We start from the raw sequence: 15187 nt of genomic DNA, 5'->3' as shown, positions 1-15187 counted from the left end.
TGGACACCAACCATAATTCCTGCGATATATCCCATTTTTCACCTGTATATTCCCGATTACTTACGTAGGGATTTAACCCTCCTAATTGTTACAATTTTGTGTACACGCTTCCCTTTTCCAGGATTGTGATCCTCCCTTGTCCCCTGCGCCCAATTCCGCAAATATCCCGTTTTCCGTGACACCCGCCTACGCCGTCTCTCCGCGAATGACATACAGTATAGCAAAAGGGAGTTCCATCAAGGTCTGTTCACGCCTATTGGACCTGACAGTTGAAGGAACGCATTTCCGAAATCCATATAGAAGGAACGTGATCGTTCATGCCACAGCATTATTATCATCGCCAGCCCACACCACGGCAGCGTCCGTCTTCCTATTCACAGCGACAGGCGCACACTTCTGCCTATGCTCCGCCCGGTGCGGTACAGCGTTCATTGAATGAAACCCCAGTTCAGCCGGTGTACCCCGGAGTAGAACCCTACTATCCGGTCTACGGTGAAGTGGAGGCATCTGCACTTGTACCTTACGGGCAAGGCGCACCTGGGGGTAACCTGTTTGGCGGCGGCGCCCCTGTTGCTCCTCCAGTTCCTGTTGAGACACCTGCGGCTTCCAGCAGTTCCGGGTTCTCACTGGCCAATCTTGGTGAATTAAAAGGAATGATCGACCGCTTCGGCGGAATCGACGGTATTATGAGCGGCATTGGTAAAATGCAGAAGGTTGTCGGCGGCATTCAGCAAATGGCCCCTATGATGAAGCTTGTTATGGGCATCCTGCCTTTTGGAAAAGGGAAAAACAAGAGCAGCCCTGCTGAGGCCGACTATGAGGAATACACACCGCCCCGGCCGCGCAAACGCCGCAAGAAGTCTACTACGACTACACCTCGTCGCCGCAGCAGTAATACCACTCGTCGCAAAACAACTTCCACCAAGCGCCGTCCCCCAAGCAGCAAACGTTAACCATTTCCTCAGGCACCTCTCCCTTGAATAAGGAAGGTGCCTTCACCTTCTTTACGAGCATGCCCGGTTATTGCCTTAACTGTACACTCCTATCTGATATAAAATATCTCAAATAAAAAAATCAGGAACCTATGTTCTTATTCCTGTAAATTAAGGTATACTGGGTAGTAGATAAAGGAGGCGGACCATGGAACTGTTTAAGGATAAATATACGCCCGGATTAATTGATCGGACCGGCGAACTGCTGCATCAATATTACCCTGCCCTGGATAAGGCTCATTTTCGTGATCTCGTGTTTGCCGAAGGCTGGGAACAGGCAGAATTCAAGGCACGTATTCGCCGCATTACACAGGCCCTGACTGAAGTACTGCCCTCTTCCTATGAGGAAGCGCTGCATGTCCTCGAACAGGCGGCACCACAGCTGCGAGGGGTTGAGTATTTGTTTGTCCCTGATTATATCGAGGTGAACGGACTAGCGCCTGAACATTATGAATTGTCCATGAAGTACCTGACGGTCTTCACACCTTATTCCAGCTCGGAGTTTGCGGTGCGCCCGTTTATTGAACGGTATCCGATCGAGACGTTGAGACGGATGATGGAATGGACAAGTAGTGACAACGAGCATATTCGCAGACTTGCCAGCGAAGGAAGCCGCCCTATCCTGCCATGGGGTTCCAAGCTGCGCAGTTTGATTGCAGATCCAACACCAACACTTCCCATTCTCCACGCCTTGAAACAGGACGAGTCCCTCTATGTACGGAAAAGTGTAGCCAACCATCTCAACGATATCTCGAAAGACCATCCTGATCTGGTTCTGGATCTCGCCTCCACCTGGTACGGTCATCATCCACATACCGACTGGATTGTCCGCCACGCAAGCCGCTCACTGCTCAAAAAGGGGCATCCCAAAGCCCTCGCCCTCTTTGGCTATGTTGAGCAGGATGCCGTGCACGTTGAGCAGCTTCAGCTTGCACGGGATACGATTGCCGTTGGCGAAGAGCTGGAATTCTCGTTCGATGTGGTCAATGAGAGTGGGCAGCCTCAAATGCTGCGGATTGAATATGAGATTGGATATATGAAGGCGAGTGGCAAGCAGGCCCCCAAACGTTTCAAATGCTCGGATAAAACATATCCTGCGGGGAGAAGCAAGGTCGCTACGAAGCAATCGTTCAAGGTGATTACCACCAGACGTTACTATGCCGGACTTCATACTTTGACGATCGTGGTCAATGGACAACCTACTGCTTCGGCAACTTTCGTTCTTGAAGAATAACAACCGGATTGCGTCAATAAGTTATTAACAGCCCACAACCCCGGATAAAAAGATATTCACATGTGGATATCATGGATATCCCCCTTAACGGAATACCTGTCTGTCATAGACTCGCTTCGTTTGATGATCATTTTCGGTACACCCAACTATAGAAGATACGCACTGCAACCACAGTATTGAAGCTTCAACATTCACTTTCTTGAACAGACAACAAGCGATGATCTCTTTGGCCCGGGTACAACAAGGCACAAAAAGATCATCGCTTCGTTACATCCTATTTCCGTAACCTTATTACCACTTCTATATATAGATTTTTTATTTAAACCATCCGCGCTTCACAAACCAGGCAACCATGCTCCCTCCGAGCACAAACATCAGCAGCAGCACGGCACCATATCCGAACTTCCACTGGAGCTCCGGCATGTAGGCGAAGTTCATGCCATAAATGCCGGCAATCAGCGTCAGCGGCATGAATACGGTTGTAATAACGGTGAGTGTCTTCATGATCTGATTCATCCGGTTGGAATTCAGGGAGATATAACTGTCCCGCAGATCCGAGGTCATCTCCCGGTCCGCCTCGATCATGTCCGTCAGCTTCAGCAGATGGTCATAGATATCTGTAAAATACGCCGTATGCTCCCCTGTCCGCTGCACATGCTGCGAGTTGATCACCCGGTAGAGCAGATCCCGCATGGGTACCACGGTTCGTCTAAGCTTCAGCAGCCGGCTGCGCAGGTCAAACACCTGATTCATCAAGTCTTCCACGGATTCCTGGCCACCCCGGTTCTCCAGTTCAGCCAGCTCATCCTCAATCGCAAACAGCGACGGGAAGTAATGATCGACAAGCTTGTCCATCACGGTGTAGGCAGCAGCCACCGGGCCACGTGCCCAGATGGTACGTTCATGTGCATGATGCAGAATGCGCTCCCATGCTTCATCCACCTCTTCCAGTACACCATGATGAAAGGAAACGAGGAAGTTGGCCCCCAGGAACAAATCCACTTCTTCCGCTTCCAGAGTAGTTGGATTAAGCGCGTGCAGCACAAGAAACTGTAAATTATCGTAGTAGTCCAGCTTCGGGCGCTGCAGCACATGCAGACAATCCTCGATCGCCAAGGGGTGAAAATGAAAATATGTATCCAGCAGTCGGCTTTCTTCCTCCGAAGGCTGGTTGAAATCTGCCCAGACCCAGGCATAATCCTGCAGGTCCAGCTGTGTCAGGGGAGTATTGATGGAGACCTGATGATCTCGTGTGATGGCGAGTGTACGAATCATAAATTAGACCACGTCCTTGTCCTATATCCTTTACGCTATTGTATAACTTCATGCTCGAACCGTCTCCTGTCAACGCCATAACAACCATAATATCCACCAAACCCCTTACTACAAGGACAACAAAAAAAGCCAACCCTGTTGGCTTCTCTCATTCCCTATCCACAGTTCCCTGTATCCACAGGATAATCTTACGTTTGGTTTATCATTCCACGGATGGCTATCCACATATCCAGCCTGTCCACACGTTCATGCACAGGCTTCTCTATCTTATAATTAAAAAATTGTCCACATATCCCGATATTCACACAGTTATGAACAGCTGTTCCAGTCGGTCCCCGAATGACTCTTCAGATCACTTTCTTAGAAAATAATCCAGTACAGCAAGCCTGCGAGTACAGCCGTAATCGGAATGGTAATGAACCACGTAATTACGATACGTCCAGCCAAGCCCCATTTAACAGCAGAGAAACGCTTCGCAGAACCTACACCCAGAATGGCGGATGTAATAGCGTGCGTTGTACTTACTGGAAGATGCAGCAGTGTTGCCGTGAATATAACGGAAGCCGCGGACAAATCGGCAGCAAAACCGTTAATCGGTTCAATTTTGAAGATCTTGGTCCCCATCGTTTTGATGATTTTCCAACCACCAATGGAAGTACCCAGTGCCATCGCCGTTGCCGCAGAGATTTTAACCCAGAGCGGAACTTCAAGATGATCCTGCACACCTGCTGCGACGAGCGCAAATGTAATAATCCCCATGGCCTTCTGCGCATCATTCGTACCATGCGTGAACGCCTGCAGTGCAGCCGTGAAAATCTGTACCGTACGGAAACCCTTGTTCACGGTGTGCGGACTGCGTTTGGCAAAAATATATTTGAGAATGGTCATGACCACATAACCTATGGCAAATGCAATCAGCGGGGATAACAAAAGCCCCTCGACGATCTCGATGAATCCGCCCCATTTTACTTTATCGGAACCTGCACCAACAAATACTGCGCCGGCAAGTGCCCCGATCAATGCGTGTGAGGAAGAAGAAGGAATCCCAAACCACCAGGTCACGAGGTTCCAGATAATCGCGGCAATCAAGGTGACTATGACGACCTCTATCCCGTTATCCAGCTTCGTGGGGTCTGTAACACTTCCTCCGATCGTCTTCGCTACTCCCGTAAACATCATCGCACCGACAAAGTTCATGACCGCTGCGAGAATGATCGCCCGTCGCGGGGTTAGTGCCCGAGTGGAGACCGAAGTTGCAATGGCATTCGCCGTGTCGTGAAAACCGTTGATGAAGTCAAACGCCAGTGCAAGGAAGACGACTATACCTAATACCCAAATCGTTGTTTCCATTATTCTCTGGCTCCTTAAGAATTACGCATAATGATGGATTCCAGCATGTTGGCTACATCTTCACAAGCATCCGTAGTTGTCTCAAGACGCTCGTAAATTTCCTTGCGCTTGATCAGTTCAATCGGATCAGACACGGTAGCGAAGAGATGCTTGATGCACATGCGCAATACTTCGTCGCCCTGGTTCTCCAGATCGTTCAGACGAATTGTATATTCGCGGATCGCCAGCAATTTTTTCTGGGACAGCAAATGGATCGCTTTTTGAATTTCGTAAGCCGATTGGCGCAAAATCTCAGCGAACTGCACGATGAATTCATCCGGGTCAGTCAGTTGGTACATATAGAAACGGGAAGCTGTTGCTTCAAGCCCGTCCAATACGTCATCAAGTGTTGTTGTCAATTCCATGATGTCATCACGCTCGATCGGCGTAATGAATGTTTTGTTGAGCTCCATAATGATCGTATGCACATAGTCATCGCACTTGGACTCATATTTTTTCATTTCATTGGTAAACAGAGTTACATCCTGAAGGTTGGAAACATGCTCAGAGAAATAGTCAGCCGCCTGTACGACAGTATCCGCCATATTCTCTAATGTTTCGAAAAATATATCCTTCTTCTTTATCTTCATCGTCCTATCCCCTTTACGAGAAATTGCTGATAACCGTGAAACATGAAATGACAACCTTTGATATCTTATCATATTTGTTTCATGGTTTGTACAAAAGCTGCGATCCTTTTTTATATTCTTATCACATTAATCTGAAATGAATCTTAATTATTTGGAATGGATGGAAAAATGATGCTCAGATTTTACACTGCGTTTACAAAACACGAACCGACAGGATCCGACTTTCGATTTTGGCCCGCATATTAATGAAGCAAGCGAAGGAATTTACTCTTGCATTCAACCTTAATTTTGAACTTGATTCTGGACTTCAATATGACTTGCAAAGTCAGGTTGGTTCGGAACGATACTGATAAAGGTCTGGCCTGGAACCAGGGCTGCCTCTGTCCCATTTTGCATAAAACGAATAATATCACCCGGTTTCTTCACCCACTCACCGCGAACCATCTTCCCTTTTTGAAACAGCATCGCTTCTCCGCCCTGATCAACATTGACGGACAATCGGCCAACGCTGTCGAGCACCTTGTGATCTGCGCCCGCTACAATAATATTCGCTGCTCCAATCTGCTCTCCATTATCCTGATCCTGATCGGGCTTCCCATTCACCAGTCTCATATATCGTCCGCTAACTTCATCATAATCATACGTCACCCGGTAACTATCTAATAAATAATGAATATCAAATTGAGCTGCAGATTCTCCTGATGAAGTTGAGCCTTCCTCATTATAGATGTAGACGGGAGATTCGGTATCGTGGCTATACCCCTTAATGTCCGCTCCTTCTCTAAGCTTGTCCGCTGAAGTATACAGATTATGTGGTGCCTTCCGATCCGAAGAACGCCAGAAGTAAGGTCCGCTGTTCGATATTTCATCCATGTGCTGCTTCTGCTGTTTTTGCAAAATGGAATAAGCGTCTGGACTACCGCCCGCATGTACAAGTACGCCATCATAACTCTCACCCAGTTCAATCAGATACGGACGAATACTCCGTACGGGTCCTACGGTCTCTGCACCGCCCTGACTCTGGAAGATCGCAATGAACCGGGTAATTCCTCCCTCTGCGAGCACCTCAATAATGATATCTGCCGAGCTCAGGCCGGACTGGGGCCGGGCTGCAGGTGCATTGTTAATCATGACCGCGAGCGGCCTCTGCGTGATAGCCTCTTCAACCGGCAAGCCAGTCAGCGGCGCGGTGAACTTCGGAACTGCAGGTTCTTGGGTCTCTTGTTCCACTTCTACAGGCGCAGGGACCGCTTCCGGCTCCGGCGGCTGCGCTGCTTCCTTACTTTGACAAGCTACCATGCTTATGGCGAGAATCAGTAATGATGCAGCAGACGCTGCCTTCTTCCATTTGAATGACTTCAATTGTTGTACCTCCTGTACAATGGCCCAGGTCTAAGGTGTGGTTGTTTCTGGATGCGGATAACCATTTCACGTTTTTCTTTCCATTTAATCACACGTACCACCATTTGTCTTTGATATAAGGGCATTTTTCTACCCCACGAATAAGAATTTGAAACGATGAGTTGGCAATCACTTATGTCTAAAATGTGAACTCATAAAAGCTTACTTAAAATTTGAATTAGATTGTGATTTTTATCACAAACAAAAAGACTTTTGAACTATACAATAAAGACATCAAAGGTGATCACTTAGAAAAACCAAAACAAACAACACACACTAGATTCCATGAAGGAGTGGTTTATATGTTCAGCTTCAACCAATGGCTTAGAGAAAACAAAGTGGCAATGTGGATTTTGACAGTACTTCGGGTGTACATCGGTTATGATTGGATGACTCACGGATGGAGCAAACTGACAGGCGGGTTCGAGGCTGGAGGCTTCCTTGCTGGGGCAGTGGAAAAAGCAACAGGTGATCACCCGGCAGTTCAGGCTTGGTGGGCAACATTCCTTGAAAAGTTCGCAGTACCGAATGCCGGATTGTTCGACTTCCTTATCCCTCTCGGCGAATTCTTGGTAGGTCTCGGTCTTATCCTTGGCTGCTTCACCACACTGGCTGCACTGATGGCCCTCGTGATGAACTTTGCGTTCCTCTTCTCGGGTACCGTGAGCACGAATGCACAACTGGTTCTGATGCAAATCTTCCTCGTCGTTGCTGGTGCCAATGCTGGTAAAATCGGTTTGGATCGTTGGGTACTGCCTTACCTTCGCGGATTGTTCAGCCGGAACAAAGGTCATCATCCCAAAGATACACCAACCATAAATACAGCTCAAAAAACAGCGTAACGTTCAGAATACCATATCGGCCCTGCTCCCCATCCCCCGGGGAACAGGGCTTTTTTCATGCCTGACTTGCCCATGCACAGAATCACGTATTATGATGGAACCAGGAACGAAAGTACATGATTAAAAGGAGTACCCCACATGCCGACCAACCGCCGTCTTGAGACCGAGGCCGACTTCCAGGAAGCCATGGAGCTGCAGCACAAGATCCGGGTATTTAAAGATAACCATCAGATTGATTCCGGTGGTGTCATTATCCGTTTTGACAGCCAAACGATTGTAGTGCAGTCCAGTGTCAGTGAACTTGCCTATCATTCCCGCACCGCTTGTGAGTTCTTCGAAATTCGAAAATAGATATAGGCTTACACCAAAAAAGGTTCCTTCACCCAGAGTATTGCTGGGTAAAGGAACCTTTTGCTTTTATTATTCAGTAGCGGTTCATGTCTGAATGTCATCGTATATTGAGGGCCTTACCGTAAAGCAATACTTCTTGTCTGCTCCAAGTTACACGCCGTCACCGAATTGCCAGCAGTTTAAACTAAGTGTTCCATACGGATAAGACTGGAACAGGCGCTTCGCTTTTCGGGACATATCTGCTGTGCCCATGGCATAGAACAAGGGAGCCAAATGCTCCGTTCCATAAGAAGGTACCGCAGTCCGGGCATTTGGAGCTTTTTTGTCATATTGAAACAGCTCTCTCGTGTTCCACTTCTCCAGCCGCTCTTCCATCCAATCATCGAACTCTACGGCCCAATCCTCAGGTTCATCCTCGTTACTACCGAGTAGTCGCAGATTATGAACGGTACCGCCGCTGCCTATGATCAGTACATCGTCGTGACGCAGCTGTTCAAGCATCCGGCCAATATCGTACTGCTCCTGCGGTGAACGCAGCGAATCTACAGACACGACAACGACAGGGATATTCGCCTGCGGGTACATATGCAGCAGTGGCACCCAGACTCCATGGTCCAGTCCTCTGCCTCGAACAGGCTGATGCGGCAGATTGCTGCGTGTAAAGAGGGCGCAGATCTCACTTGCGAGTTCCGAGTGCCCTGGAGCTGGATAATCAATGGTATACATATTAGAGGGGAATCCGTAGAAATCATGCAAGGTCTGATGTGTATCGTCCATCGTCACGGACGGCTCGGGACAATCCCAATGCGCCGTAAATACGACAATGGCTTTTGGAGCCGGCAGCCTGTTTCCAAGCTGGTTCAGAAATTGAGTGTAGTCATTGCTCTCCACCGCCATAGCGGGAGAACCATGCGCAATGAAAAATGCGGGTAATGTCATTGCTGCCAACCTCCAGACACGGATAGAATGGTTACGCTTCTATACTACTCCTCTATTCTACCGCGTAGAAGGCGCTTTTCCAAGCTGACATCCCGAAACGGCCCATCGCGCCGTTCCGTCCTCCACTTTATCGTTCTGTTCCCCATACCATTATGTGTTTTATGTGCTTAATTGCTTCAAGCGTCCTCCAAGCCATTAAATCATCCAGTGCTGCCAATCCTGTTCGATCTTCTGACGTTCGCCGAGCCATTCTCGGGTACGCGTGATCAGCTGCTCCCGTTCTTTGCCGGAAGAGAAGGTATGATCGCCCTGGAAAATAATCTCCTTGTCGCAGCGCCCTTCCTGACGCATCCAGAATACCTTCTGATATAGGAAAGCATAGTCTACAGGAATAATGTCATCCGATGTACCGTGCACGACCAGAACATCGCCGTTAAACTTAACGGCTTCCTGGAATGGTTGATGCTCAGCCAGAGACTCGAAGAAAGCCGGAGTGAACTTGTAAGCGAGATAATCGGCAGAGCCCTGCTTCACGCCCAGATCGTACACCTCACGCCCCGTAATCTTCACGATGTCATTGAATGGATATCCCACGGCAGACCACATGACCAGATTCTTGACCCGTTTATCACGGATGGCCGTCAGCAGAGCAACTGCTCCGCCCAGACTGTGACCGATCAAGGTCACGCGGGTTGGATCCACATCACTGCAGTTCACTGCGTAATCCAGCACCGAACGGGTCTGGGCGATCATGGAATCCAGCCCTTCAGCTCCATATTCACCACTGCTCTCCCCGCAGCCGATGTAATCGAAGCGCAGCACCAGGTATCCATCCTCAGCCAGTTCACGTGCGGTCTTCACGAACAGGCGGTCCACGCCAATCCGGCTGCCGACAAAACCATGGCAAATGACCGCCAAAGGCACACGCTGCTGGTGATTCCCCTCCTTGATATCCCTGACTACGGGATAATGAATTGTAGCTGTTAATTCTTCCTGTCCATGACGGATACTGATCTGACGCTCCATGCTAATTTCCCCTTTCCATTCTTGCCGTTACTCGTTCATTCATTTGATTGTATATAAATCCGATAAGTTTAATGTGTATTAAGATGTTATTAGTATAATATCATCCCGGGAACCTCAAGTCAACGTGAGGAAACGCCTGTGCAACAGGCAGTTTATGATTTATAGATGGAACGTTATAAAATCTTTAGAATTCGTGTGTATCTTCAATGTATCGGCAAAGTTATGCCTGGAGTGAATGAAAAAAATCGAATTCTTCTTGGCATTCTTGTTTTTACGAACATGGTAATTTTAGGTACAATATATACTCAACTATTTGAAGGAAACGGAGACGGCAGTAAGGAGTAGCAGCCTTGAGCACACTGCCGGAAAATCATCATGAACGAAAACATTCTGATTGTAGATGACGAAAAGGATATTGTAGCGCTGATTCATCAGACACTTACGCAGGAAGGGTATAACGTGTCCACGGCATCAAGCGGCACCGAGGCTTTACAGCTTCTCGGGAATCCGCCGGATCTGATTCTGCTGGACATTATGATGCCCGGCATGAGCGGGTTCGAGCTCTGCCGGCTGATTCGGGATGAGGTGAGCTGCCCCATCCTCTTTCTCAGTGCGAGGCAGGCCGAAATGGACCGGATTCAAGGGTTATCCATCGGCGGCGATGATTATATGACGAAGCCGTTCAGTCTTGGGGAATTGAAGGCAAGAGTGGCTGCCCACTTGCGCCGTTCCCGTCGCGATGGCGTTCAGCCGCGCGGGAATGAGCCTGCGTTTTACAGATACGGATCTTTGCAAATAGACCTGAAGGGGCGCACGGTCATGATCATGCAGCATGCCATCCCGCTCACGCTCAAGGAATATGATCTGGTGGAACTGCTGGCCACGCATCCCGGGCAAGTTTTCTCCAAGGAACAGCTGTATGACCGCATCTGGGGTCTCGAGGCAACGGGGGATACTACCACGATTACGGAACATGTCAAAAAAATAAGGGCCAAGCTGGCAGCAGCTGACCCGGATCATGCCTATATCTCGACGGTATGGGGTGTCGGGTACAAATGGGAGCCCGTACGATGATTAAGGAACGCTGGCCGATCAAAAAACAACTCGTCTGGGCATTTGCACTCGTGATGGGGATCAGCATTGTATTGACACTCCTGACCTGGGCAGCCGGGATATCATTTCTCTTCTCCAACCAGTGGCTGCAGCCTGCCAACTATTATGAGTCTCGAATCCCCGACATTCAGAACACTGTGCAGGAGCAGGCGAAGCAGCAGATCAAGTGGACCGACACCGCCAATCAGGCCAAGCTGGAACAGCTGCTGCCTCCGGAAGGCATCACCTATCAGGTTGTGGATACCCATGGAAACAGAAGATACGGAACGATTCAGGAGCAGATCGTGGAGAACGAAACGGACCTGCTGAGCAGGCTGAATAGCAAAACAATAACAGATAGTACACTTGGGTTAGGCGGACTGGTTACGCTCATCTCGCCACTAAGCGGAGATCACGGAATGTATTCAGGGGCTCTTGTGCTCCAGTACCGATTGGAAACCAGCCCTTCTCCATCCATATCGCCCGTCTGGACGAATACGTTTCTCGTGTTAATGCTGGCTTCTCCCTTCGTATACATCGCTGCAGCGACCTGGTTTGTAGCTGGAAGAGTGGGTCGCAATGTAAACCGGCCGATCCAGGATCTCATTCTGGCTTCCAAACGCATCAAGGAGCAGGATCTGGACTTTATTTTGGATAACCACGCGCCTAATGAGCTCGGACTTCTCTCCGCCTCCTTCGAGGACATGCGTAAGGAACTGAAGAGTGCCCTAACCCGGGAGTGGAAGCTTCAGCAGGAACGGAGTGAACTGATGGGCGCGATCAGCCATGATTTCCGCACGCCAATGACGGTGATTCAGGGTCATGTGGAGCTGCTTAAGGATTCACCCGCACATGTTGTTCATACAGCCGAAAGTATGAGCAATCATCTGGACGTCATTGACCATAATGTGAAGCGAATTAATCGGCTCATTCAGGATATGACGGTAGCCGCAGGCACCGATTTTGATTATTTTCCGCTTCGCCGGGAAGCTGTTGATCCTTCCTCCTTCTGGGAAATGAAGCAGCGGGAGATCGGTTTTCTGTGTTCCAGTCAGCGTGTACACTTGAAATTCAAACTCGTGGATCAAAGAGCGGACAGCTCTTCGCCCCTTCAGCTAGATGTACAGCGGGTGGGGCAGGTGCTGGATAACCTGGTGGCCAACAGCTTGCGTTATGTACCCCCGCAAGGGGAGATCAGACTACATGTGAATATACAGGATGCTCATATCATGCAGGTTACTGTCTGCGATACAGGTTCAGGCTTTACCGAAGCGGATCTGCCGCATTTGTTTGACCAATTCTATCACGGCCACCAAGGGCAGACCGGACTGGGCCTATTCACCGCCAAACGCATTGTAGAGAAGCACGGTGGAACCATAGGCGCCAGTAATCTGCCTGAAGGTGGTGCCTGTATCTCTTTTACACTCGATACTGCTGGGTGATCATGAATTCCATGTACTATTCATAGCTCCGGCGAAACATCTCGTGGGTCTCTACTTGACCTTCCCAGCGATGTTCACGGGCAAAATCGGAACTTTCCCAGAAGCTGCCCGTCTTGTCGGGTCCCTCACCAAGCTCAACTGCAAATTCGGTATCCTCTACTGCTCCCTGTCCCATGGGAACCACTTCATCCTTCACACCACGGGAGTTGCTGTTCAGCAGCAGCTTCCGTGTTAATTCATTGTTATTATGATTGGCTTGATTCATGTCGGCACACTCCCATTACTGTTTTTTCGTTTGAAATGCTACTATTGTGTTGGAATCGGCCAGCCTTTATTCATCCTTCACAGAATCGTTGGATATGGGCTCAGCCTATGAATATTTCATAGGAAAAATGGGGAAATTAATCGATACTATGTTCATGCAAATGGACCTCGGATTCCTTCCGCCGAAAGGGTTGAATTCATGGAATTTCTAATTGATTGGATACGTGCTCACGGCAAGCTGGTGTTGTTATGCAGCTGTGTCATTCTGGCTTGCGTGTACTTGTGGATACATCACACTCAGCTCTTTTATAAGGAATGACTTTGCGAAACGAGAGCCCTTCCCGTATACTAAAATACCGTCAGGGTCTTCAGGAAACTGGGGATCTGTAACGTGTTCAGACAGGGGGAGCAATCATTGGGGATTTCCTATAAGAAGCTTAAAGAAATACAAAACCGGCAAATGACCGAAATGAGCAAGATGACGCCCGAAAATGTAAAATTGTTCGACCAGATTAGCGGCATTGCCCGCCGCACCGACGCAGATGAAAGAACGCAGGAAGAATGGATTTTGGCTGAAGGAAAAGCCATTGTACAAGCCCAGCGGGATGGACAACCCGCCCGGGAACGATATGGAGCGGATCTGGAACAGGATATCCACGCACGCCTGAATGCAGGTGCAGGAGCACCCAGTTCTTCGTCTGTATCTGTGGGTAGGAACTCATCTAAAAAAATGAACGCCGATAAACCAGCTAAGCCAGCTGCAGCATCCAAGGACGATGAAGATGTGAACGGAGAGGCTTCCGGTCCAGTCAAACGTACACCCAAGTGGTATGTGATGATTGCCTGGGCAGCCATTTCCTTTGTCATGCTCATTCAGGGCGCAGCTGGGCTATTTATCGGCTGGAGTGGTGGAGATACGGAACCATTCAGCCATATCAGTCTGTTTTCGATTATCATTTCAGCTGTTGGCGGGATTGCTCTGGTTGAGATGCTTCGCCGCCTGGCGGAACGGCCGGATGATCAAGGCAAGGATATGACGACCAAGCCCCAGGTTAACCTGAAAGGCATTGCGATCTATATCGTCATTGTTGTGCTTGTCCTGTTCGTTGGTTATCCGCTGCGGGACAGTCTTCCGGTATTTTACTTAGCCCCGTGGGTTAGTCTTGTGATTGGTATCGTGGGGCTTGCTCTACTGAGGCCGCTCTTCGGGCAGAAAAAGAAATAAACCAAAAAAGGGGCCATAATGCCCCTTTCTTCATACTCATCTTTTCATCACACCTATCCTCGAAAGTACCTTTCAAAGCGTTGGTGTCACATCGGGTTCGCCTTTTTCGCTACTAGACTGGTTCCGCTGTTTGATCCCCTTGCCAGGCGTTTCACCGAATTCGCGTTTGAACATGCGGATAAAATAGTTAACCTCCATGCCAACCATCTCTGCCGCCTCTCTCACACTCGCACGTGGATTCTTGTCCAGCCATTCGGATGCCTTTTGCAACCTCAAACGCTGCATATATTGATGCCCGGTCACGCCCTGGCGTTGATGAAACAAACGATTGAGATGCTGCACGGAGTATCCCACGGCTTCAGCCACATGCTTTAATAAGAGATCATCCTGGTAGTGGGCATGCATCAATGCAACCGCACGGGTAAATGCCTCACTTCCCGAATCGAACTCGCGCTGATTAGACGTCACAGAGATACGACTCGTTTCAGATAGTTCTGCTCTCTCCTGCGTCGATACGGACCTGGCGATATCCAGAATGAACTGGTAGATGATAAGTGACGTATCCCAGATACCAGACTTCCCATCGTCCAGCCCATGCCAGAGGTCCGACATTCGCGACCAGAACTGTTCGAAATCGGATAGGGCTCTCGGCCCCTCATGCAATAACCCGGCTGATTGGAGCACAGATCCAGCTGAACTGCCGCCAATCCCGATATATCCAAGTTCCCCGTTCGTCCTGGAATGCGGGTGAAATTCATGGGCTACTCCCGGTTCGCCTACCCACAATTGGCCAGCTCCTACAGGCCACGACCCCTTCCCCGGAATTTTGAGTTCGCCTGCGGCGCTGCGCGACAGGAAGAGCTGATGCACCGGAAACCCTTCCGGCCTGAGCTGCACTTTCTGCTCGTGTGTTCCAATACAATACAGATACAGAGGCAGCCGGGAATCCGGCAGCCCGGTCAAGCGAAATGCAAGCATCCCATCATTCCTTTCCGGATCATGTGCTTCTTCCCTTCATTATCCTTCTGCTGGCCCGGCCCAGCAATGGCCCAGAGAACCTTTTTTGACGACAAAAATTGAGCTAATAACAAGGAAGCTCCCTTCCAATTAGATTGGGAAGGGAGC

General features: G+C 49.2%; 15 protein-coding genes. 7 read left to right on the top strand and 8 right to left on the bottom strand.

The annotated features are described in order from the left end of the window. Window positions 1-317 precede the first annotated feature (317 nt). Window positions 318-953, top strand: a complete 636-nt coding sequence (locus F4V51_RS03750; protein ID WP_236146685.1) for a tyrosine protein kinase — start codon at window positions 318-320, stop codon at window positions 951-953. Between the two features lie 187 nt (window positions 954-1140). Next, window positions 1141-2226 carry a DNA alkylation repair protein gene (locus tag F4V51_RS03745; RefSeq protein ID WP_153976902.1) on the top strand — a complete coding sequence of 362 codons (1086 nt, stop codon included), beginning with the start codon at window positions 1141-1143 and terminating at the stop codon, window positions 2224-2226. A 315-nt stretch (window positions 2227-2541) separates the two neighbouring features. On the opposite strand, the gene corA is transcribed toward F4V51_RS03745, so the two are convergent. The 4 genes from corA to F4V51_RS03725 all read right to left on the bottom strand — a co-directional run bounded on the left by corA (window position 2542) and on the right by F4V51_RS03725 (window position 6842). Beyond that, complete coding sequence (corA, locus tag F4V51_RS03740) at window positions 2542-3501, bottom strand: magnesium/cobalt transporter CorA (RefSeq protein ID WP_153976901.1); 960 nt, start codon at window positions 3499-3501, stop codon at window positions 2542-2544. Window positions 3502-3861: 360 nt separating this feature from the next. Beyond that, window positions 3862-4851 carry an inorganic phosphate transporter gene (locus F4V51_RS03735; RefSeq protein ID WP_153976900.1) on the bottom strand — a complete coding sequence of 330 codons (990 nt, stop codon included), beginning with the start codon at window positions 4849-4851 and terminating at the stop codon, window positions 3862-3864. A gap of 14 nt (window positions 4852-4865) precedes the next feature. Beyond that, complete coding sequence (locus F4V51_RS03730) at window positions 4866-5480, bottom strand: DUF47 domain-containing protein (RefSeq protein WP_095288482.1); 615 nt, start codon at window positions 5478-5480, stop codon at window positions 4866-4868. 282 nt (window positions 5481-5762) lie between these two features. After that, on the bottom strand, window positions 5763-6842 hold the full coding sequence (locus F4V51_RS03725; protein ID WP_236146684.1) for a DUF3048 domain-containing protein: 1080 nt from the start codon (window positions 6840-6842) through the stop codon (window positions 5763-5765). A gap of 341 nt (window positions 6843-7183) precedes the next feature. Between F4V51_RS03725 and F4V51_RS03720 the strand changes: the two genes are divergently transcribed. Together F4V51_RS03720 and F4V51_RS03715 are read left to right on the top strand one after the other, a co-directional pair. Then, a complete protein-coding gene (locus F4V51_RS03720) occupies window positions 7184-7723 on the top strand; it encodes a DoxX family protein (protein ID WP_095288480.1) in 540 nt (179 codons plus the stop codon). A gap of 138 nt (window positions 7724-7861) precedes the next feature. Further along, window positions 7862-8074, top strand: a complete 213-nt coding sequence (locus F4V51_RS03715) for a hypothetical protein (RefSeq protein WP_153976899.1) — start codon at window positions 7862-7864, stop codon at window positions 8072-8074. Between the two features lie 150 nt (window positions 8075-8224). On the opposite strand, the gene F4V51_RS03710 is transcribed toward F4V51_RS03715, so the two are convergent. Both F4V51_RS03710 and F4V51_RS03705 read right to left on the bottom strand, forming a co-directional pair. Beyond that, complete coding sequence (locus F4V51_RS03710) at window positions 8225-9013, bottom strand: DODA-type extradiol aromatic ring-opening family dioxygenase (protein ID WP_153976898.1); 789 nt, start codon at window positions 9011-9013, stop codon at window positions 8225-8227. Window positions 9014-9208: 195 nt separating this feature from the next. Further along, window positions 9209-10039, bottom strand: a complete 831-nt coding sequence (locus tag F4V51_RS03705) for an alpha/beta hydrolase (protein ID WP_095288477.1) — start codon at window positions 10037-10039, stop codon at window positions 9209-9211. Window positions 10040-10414: 375 nt separating this feature from the next. Here F4V51_RS03705 and F4V51_RS03700 point away from each other — a divergent pair, with 375 nt between their 5' ends. Together F4V51_RS03700 and F4V51_RS03695 are read left to right on the top strand one after the other, a co-directional pair. Beyond that, window positions 10415-11113, top strand: a complete 699-nt coding sequence (locus F4V51_RS03700) for a response regulator transcription factor (RefSeq protein WP_153976897.1) — start codon at window positions 10415-10417, stop codon at window positions 11111-11113. After that, complete coding sequence (locus F4V51_RS03695; RefSeq protein ID WP_162009889.1) at window positions 11110-12573, top strand: HAMP domain-containing sensor histidine kinase; 1464 nt, start codon at window positions 11110-11112, stop codon at window positions 12571-12573. The genes F4V51_RS03700 and F4V51_RS03695 overlap by 4 nt, the downstream gene beginning before the upstream one ends. 16 nt (window positions 12574-12589) lie before the next feature. Here the strand turns inward: F4V51_RS03695 and F4V51_RS03690 are convergent, their stop codons facing one another. After that, on the bottom strand, window positions 12590-12838 hold the full coding sequence (locus F4V51_RS03690) for a hypothetical protein (protein ID WP_153976895.1): 249 nt from the start codon (window positions 12836-12838) through the stop codon (window positions 12590-12592). 414 nt (window positions 12839-13252) lie between these two features. Between F4V51_RS03690 and F4V51_RS03685 the strand changes: the two genes are divergently transcribed. After that, a complete protein-coding gene (locus F4V51_RS03685; protein WP_153976894.1) occupies window positions 13253-14062 on the top strand; it encodes a DUF1129 family protein in 810 nt (269 codons plus the stop codon). A gap of 72 nt (window positions 14063-14134) precedes the next feature. Here F4V51_RS03685 and F4V51_RS03680 read toward each other — a convergent pair whose 3' ends face one another. Then, window positions 14135-15040: an AraC family transcriptional regulator gene (locus F4V51_RS03680; RefSeq protein WP_153976893.1), complete on the bottom strand. Its 906-nt coding sequence runs from the start codon at window positions 15038-15040 to the stop codon at window positions 14135-14137. Between the last annotated feature and the right edge of the window lie 147 nt (window positions 15041-15187).

The organism is Paenibacillus xylanilyticus (genome assembly GCF_009664365.1).
In the GTDB taxonomy this organism is placed as follows: domain Bacteria; phylum Bacillota; class Bacilli; order Paenibacillales; family Paenibacillaceae; genus Paenibacillus; species Paenibacillus xylanilyticus_A.
Note: the sequence above shows the minus strand (reverse complement) of the source record. Positions and strands in the feature narration are given on the sequence as shown.